Source organism: Sphingomonas sp. UV9, assembly GCF_004101245.1.
In the GTDB taxonomy this organism is placed as follows: Bacteria; Pseudomonadota; Alphaproteobacteria; order Sphingomonadales; family Sphingomonadaceae; genus Sphingomonas.
The window spans coordinates 1-1503 of the sequence record NZ_SCIN01000013.1 but is presented as its reverse complement, the minus strand read 5'-3'; the positions used below and the strand labels follow the sequence as shown (position 1 = coordinate 1503).

The window sequence follows — 1503 nt, the reverse complement described above, 5'->3', positions numbered from 1 at the left end:
CGAGACTGTTGAAAAAGGCGTGCGCGGGATTGGCTTGGCGGATAGCTGGCGACGCCGGGCACCGGAGGATGCGCCGCGTATCAGGCCGGCGCGGCCTGCCGGGCCAGCAGTTGAAGATTGTATGCCGCGGCAGCCATGGTGAACTCCTCGGCTGCTCCGGCGAGGCCTCGCAGCTTAAGCGTTCGTAGCCCCAGGTTGCGTTTCAGGTGGCCGAACACGCGCTCGATCCGCTGTCTTCGACGCCGCGCGTGCACATAGGCGTCGGTGCCGGCTAGGGCGCGCACGGTATCGCGGGCATCCTCGCTAACGAGGCGGGTGATGCTGCGTTTCCGGCTGACGGTGCATCGGGGCTTCAGTTTGCAGCCAGTACAATCGGCGACATGGCTCCGGTATACGCGAACCTGGCTGGCGCGTTTGGTGCCGCAATAGCCGAGCGGCTTGTCCGCCGGGCAGCGATAGGCATCGGCCTCGCGATCATAGCGAAAGGCATCACGGGTGAAGAAGGCGTCGCGCTGGCGGCTGCGGTCAATGACCGGGATGTACGGGGTGATATTCCGGTCGATTAGCCAACCGAGCAACGGGCCGCTGCCATACGCTTTATCGGCCGAGAGGCTCTCGGGTGCGATGCCCAGCATGGTGCCGGCACGCGACACCAGTGTCCGGGTCGCCGCGACCTCGGACGAGAAGCGCGCCGGCGTCGCCTCCACATCGAGGATGCAGTCGGTATCAAGGTCGAGCAGCGGGTTGATGGCGTATGCGTACCGCGCCGGCCCGTGCTTGCAGCTGAGCGCCGCCTGCGGGTCGGTCGGCGAGATGCTGGTTGGATTGACGGGCGCGGGCTCGTCGGGATCTGGCGGCAACGCGGCGTCGAGCGCCGCTAGATATTCGGCGACGGGTCGCGATATGCTCTCCCCGGCACGAAGCTCGTCCGCGGCATCGGCTCCCTTCAGCTTCCTCTCGCGGCTGGCGTCGGCCATGATCGTGCTGCCGTCAACCGCCACGTCGCGCCCAGCCACCAGCCCGGCCGCAGCGCACTTCGCGACCACCTGCTCGAATAGCAGGCGATGCAGGCCGCAAGCGCGGAAGCGGCCGTGCCGGTTCTTGGAGAAGGTGGAATGGTCGGGCACCCGGTCGGCCAGATCGAGCCGGCAGAACCAACGATAGGCGAGGTTGAGATGCACCTCCTCGCACAGGCGGCGTTCCGACCGGATGCCGAACAGGTAGCCGACCAGCAGCATCCGCAGCATCAACTCCGGGTCGATCGAGGGTCGCCCGCTCGGGCTATAGCTCGCTGCCAGCGCCTCACGGACGAAGCTGAAGTCGAACAGTCCGTCAATTCGACGTAGGAGGTGGTCGGCTGGCACATGATCGTCGAGCCGGAACCCGTAGAACAGTGCGCCTTGCGCCACCTGCCGACCCATCATGTTCGTGATCCTCCGACGCCTTTCAGGAGTGAATCACGCCTCCAGCCCCTTCGCAAGCAGCCGTTTTTCAACAGTCTCG

The 1503-nt window shown here is 66.0% G+C and carries 1 protein-coding gene; it reads right to left on the bottom strand.

Going from position 1 to position 1503, the window contains the following annotated elements:
• Window positions 1-80: 80 nt before the first annotated feature.
• Window positions 81-1424 carry an IS1182 family transposase gene (locus EQZ23_RS19620; protein ID WP_128456138.1) on the bottom strand — a complete coding sequence of 448 codons (1344 nt, stop codon included), beginning with the start codon at window positions 1422-1424 and terminating at the stop codon, window positions 81-83.
• Window positions 1425-1503: the final 79 nt, after the last annotated feature.